This window comes from Niastella sp. (assembly GCF_045805085.1).
Classification (GTDB): Bacteria; Bacteroidota; Bacteroidia; order Chitinophagales; family Chitinophagaceae; genus Niastella.
Genome location: NZ_JBJMLX010000060.1, coordinates 1 through 3,870, shown reverse-complemented (window position 1 = coordinate 3,870; position 3,870 = coordinate 1). Strand labels below are relative to the sequence as shown.

Genomic DNA, 3,870 nt, shown 5'->3' with positions numbered 1-3,870 from the left:
ACTTTCGTACAGTGCGTTCCTCGATTCTGTATTGAAGCAGGGGAATGCCGGCACTGTTAAAGAACCGGTTTACCGCCAGTACAACCTGTTAAAAGAATACCTTAAAAAATATAAAGCCCTGCCTGCCGGTAATAGCACTATCAGCCTGCCCGGTAACAAGCCCATGCGCCCCGGCGACAATTCACCCGGGATCGTTCAACTGCGCAAAAAGCTTTTCCTCCTTGGCGATTTAACCAATGCCAGCGATACCGGTTCAACCACCTACGACTCCACCCTGTTGATAGCCGTTAAACGCTTTCAAAGAAGACATGGCATGACGGCGGACGGCATTGCCGGCGGTGGTATGGTAAGGGAACTGAATATACCTGTACCGCAGCTGATTGAAAAAATAATGGTGAACATGGAACGCAACCGCTGGTTACCTACCGATGTTCGCGGCCGGTACCTGGCAGTAAACATTCCCGAGTTTGTGCTGCATGCTTATGATGATGATTCGCTGCTGTGGAATATGAACGTGGTAGTGGGTAAGGATGTAAACAAAACGGTGATCTTTGCCGGCACCATCAGCCAGGTGGTGTTCAGTCCTTACTGGAATGTTCCACCCGGCATTTTGAAAAAAGAAATTTTACCAGGCATTCAAAAGAACCCCAACTACCTGGAAAAAAATCACATGGAATGGAATGGTACTGATGTTCGGCAAAAACCTGGTCCCTGGAATTCCCTGGGTCAGGTGAAGTTCCTGTTCCCCAACAGCCATAGCATTTACCTGCACGATACGCCTTCAAAAAGTCTTTTCCAGGAAAGCAAACGCGCTTTCAGCCATGGTTGTATACGGGTGGCCGATCCAAAATTCCTGGCCACGTATATGTTGCGCGATGATACTGCCTGGACAACAGACAGGATCAGCAAAGCAATGGCCGGCGGAAAGGAGCAATTCGTAGCGGTTAAAAACCCAATGCCGGTTTACATAACTTATTTTACAGCCTGGGTCGACAGACAGGGCGACCTGAATTTCAGGGAAGATATTTACAAAAGAGACGCACAACTTTCAGGCCTGCTTATGAAGCGTTAAAAGGTCAGGAAGCGGATAAAAGAAAGCCCCCGACTTTTCTATGCGGGGGCTTTTTCTATTTAAATATGCGTTCTATAGCGGCTTTACGATACCTGAACAGTGCCTGCAGCTTTTTACGCACCAGCAGGGCATGGGCGAGGCCGCCCAGGGACCCAAACGGCAGTTGGTACTTTACCTCGTCCCTCATAAGCACGCCATTATCGGTTTGCGTAAAAATATGGGTATGCTCCCATAACCGGTAAGGCCCTTTTAATTGTTTATCGGTAAAGGAATGTAGCTTTTGCACACTCGTGATCTCAGTTTGCCAGCGCAGGGGAATGCCAAACAATGGCTTCACTGTATAATCTATCAGCATGCCGGCACAGATCTCCGCCCCATCTGCCAGGGGGGTCAGGGTTACAAAATCCATTTCCGGCGGCGTTATCAATGCCAGGTTATTGGGCGATGAAAAGAACGCCCAGGCGGTTTGTATATCACCCGGTAATAACTGTTCGGCATGTAAATAATAAACACCCATGGGCTTAATTACTATTAGCGGCGGCGTTAATAAAATAAATATTCAGTACTACATAGATCAGCAATAATACCTGGGCCATGATCATATCAAAGCGGTTTGCTTTCTCTGCCTTACCCTTTTTAACCAGTTGCAACGAGAAGGCAGTTGATGAAACTACCGCAAAAATAAAGAAGAGCGTCAACCCGTGCAGGGTATCAACCAGGGTAAAGGAAGTTGTTTCGGGTAAGGAAGAGTCGATAATATATTTGTTACCAATTACGGCAAACAGCGCACCCACACTTAATCCAAACCGCGAATCCATCCCATCGGAATGAATATAAAAACATACATAAGCGATCAGGAAGGCGATGTACATACCCAGGAACAGTTTCCAGAACATATCCATGGCCTCGCGGTGTACACTCAGGCGCACTTTAAAGTTGCTGTATTCGGTATGGGGTTTTGATAACCGGTCATCGCCAAAAGCCGTTTCATAGGCTTTTTTGCCGGTGGCAATAATGCAGCTGTCGATCGTCCAGCCGCTCATGGCAAAACGTTTATCGTAATGATCGCCAACGGTATCGGCTACAAATACCAGGGAGCGGGAATCGTATTGCGAATTTTCGATAGAGAACCTGAGTTTTTGTTTATCGAAGGGAAAGTTGGCAATCTTCCAGCTATCTTTCATTACACATTGCAGCTTCATTTGCATGTACACCTTATCGCCTGAGCTGTCGATGGTAACAAACGATTTGGTCACTTCCTTGGCGCCCGGCACTTCCAGGTTGTCGTAGAAATTGAAAGCGCGGTTCCGGTATTTCAACCAAAGCCACAAATTCACAGAAAACTCTTTTTCCTTGAAGTCGATATTATGGATGCTGGTAATATAAATGCCCGCGGAAACAGTGTCTGGTGTTTTATCCTGGGCAACGGCAGAAAGGGAAGCTGCACATACACCTATGAACAGCAGGGAGTACGGAATCAATGGGTTTTTCATCAGGTAATTTTTCAGGGCCGAAGATAAAAAATCGGCCATGATATTACAAGGTGCGGGCGGTTATTCCTTTAAATAACCGATCACGGTATCAATATCTTTTTGTTCGTATTTGTCGCCGTACTTTTCTATTCCATAACCATAAAATCCAAGCGCCATGGGAATGACTGTCGATACCGGTGCGCCTTTGCTAATGAAGTTACCAGCCGTTGTAATGGTTACATTCAACACCCACAAAAAAGCGCTGTACTGTTCCCATTTCTGCTGATAAACCGTGCCGCAATGCGCGCATTGGTACTTTTCACCTCCCATGTCCTGCAAATGTTTCATAAAAACCGAAAACAGCAATTCCTGGTCAATAAACCCAACAGGTTTGTTCCATTGAATAAAATCCCTGAACCGCTCATGTTCGCAAGGGCAGCCTGTGGCATACAGGTCGGCGATCAATTGTTCGCAGGCGGCCATAAACTGTTTCTTTCGCTGGTTGGCCTCATTCAAATGGTCCAGGTTATTGTTCCATTTCACGGTTCCGCCAATGGTCAGTTCGCCTTCGCGGTATTCTTCTCCTTCCTGCACCTGCACGGTGACGGTATTGCGGTACACCCGGCCAATGGAAATATATATTTGCGGAACAACGATCTTACCTGCTTTGTCAATCAGTCCCCAGGTTTTCAGATCACCGAATTTGGCGTACCCTTTTTCAAAAGGGGTGAGCACCGGAAACTGGTAATCGATCACCAGGTTACCAGTTTCATCGATGGCGCCATGCAGGTCGTTCCCGTTCCGCACAATGGCCAGGCCATCTGAAAATTCATCGGCGAAATAAAATTGCGGCGGGATCACTTCTACCCCGAATATATTGATGAACCCCCATTTTTCATGGTGTCGCACCCGCGCCAGTCCCCCGGTAAAATTGCCGTACGACTCATATTTATTGCTAAAGGGCAACACCTGGTTACCTGCAGTATCGAAGTAAGCAGTGTGATCTCCTTCCGTTATGGTAAACAAGCCATCTGTGGAATGGGCCACAAAATCGTAAATGGCGGGAATAATGATCTCCCCATCAACCGTTTTGATGCCCATTTTGTTTCCTTCGTAGAATTGAAAGTACTCGGTTTGTTCCATACGTTCTTAGCTAATTGCTGTTACAGGTTACAAGTTACAGGTGAATGGTCAATGGTGAATAGCTCGCGATTATTTGCAATTAATAAGCGACATTGCACCGCGGAAAATTCTCTGCCTTTTGCCTTTTGCCTTTTGCCTTTTGCCTTTTGCCTTTTGCCTTTTGCCTTTTGCCTTTTGCCTTTT

4 protein-coding genes are annotated in these 3,870 nt (G+C 46.6%); 1 reads left to right on the top strand and 3 read right to left on the bottom strand.

The window, feature by feature from the left end:
• Positions 1 to 1,072, top strand: a 1,072-nt coding sequence (locus ACJ751_RS02510) for a murein L,D-transpeptidase (protein ID WP_407743800.1), incomplete at its 5' end; no start/stop codon positions are given.
• Between the two features lie 55 nt (positions 1,073 to 1,127).
• Here ACJ751_RS02510 and ACJ751_RS02505 read toward each other — a convergent pair.
• The 3 genes from ACJ751_RS02505 to ACJ751_RS02495 are packed head-to-tail and all read right to left on the bottom strand — an operon-like array spanning position 1,128 to position 3,687.
• Positions 1,128 to 1,589, bottom strand: a complete 462-nt coding sequence (locus ACJ751_RS02505; RefSeq protein WP_407743799.1) for an SRPBCC family protein — start codon at positions 1,587 to 1,589, stop codon at positions 1,128 to 1,130.
• Between the two features lie 4 nt (positions 1,590 to 1,593).
• Positions 1,594 to 2,565, bottom strand: coding sequence for a hypothetical protein (locus ACJ751_RS02500; RefSeq protein ID WP_407743798.1), 972 nt, complete (start codon positions 2,563 to 2,565; stop codon positions 1,594 to 1,596).
• Positions 2,566 to 2,625: 60 nt separating this feature from the next.
• Positions 2,626 to 3,687, bottom strand: a complete 1,062-nt coding sequence (locus ACJ751_RS02495) for a WG repeat-containing protein (protein WP_407743797.1) — start codon at positions 3,685 to 3,687, stop codon at positions 2,626 to 2,628.
• Positions 3,688 to 3,870: the final 183 nt, after the last annotated feature.